General features: G+C 40.1%; 1 protein-coding gene. It reads left to right on the top strand.

From position 1 onward, the window contains the following. Positions 1 to 145: 145 nt before the first annotated feature. A partial coding sequence (locus CWB65_RS19060) for a transposase (protein WP_138741251.1) occupies positions 146 to 406 on the top strand: 261 nt, incomplete at its 3' end.

Below are 406 nucleotides of genomic sequence, written 5' to 3'. Positions count from 1 at the left end.
GATTGGGCTTCTTTGCCGTAAATTCACGTTTGAGAATATTTTCAGCGATTCTACCGACTTCACCTTTGTGTAGTGGCATAGTTAATTTGGCCACCCATTAAGAAAGAAATGTTATGCTAATAAGCATACAAATTTGGGTGAAAAAATGACGAAATTAAAACGCGCAACGTATTCTGCGGCAATCAAGTTAGAAACAGCTCAGCTTGTAGTTGACCAAAGTTATACTCAAGAAGAAGCAGCCAAAGCGATGGGGGTGGGTAAATCAACCGTCAGTAAGTGGGTTACTCAATTAAAGCAAGAGCGGAATGGCCAGACACCATCTGCTTCACCAATGACGCCCGAACAAATTGAAATCCGCGAACTTAAAAAGCAAATCCAACGCATTGAATTAGAAAAGGATATATTA

The sequence above is a fragment of the Pseudoalteromonas sp. S554 genome, from assembly GCF_005930865.1.
Taxonomy (GTDB): Bacteria; Pseudomonadota; Gammaproteobacteria; order Enterobacterales; family Alteromonadaceae; genus Pseudoalteromonas; species Pseudoalteromonas marina.
This window is presented reverse-complemented; position numbering and strand designations above follow the sequence as displayed.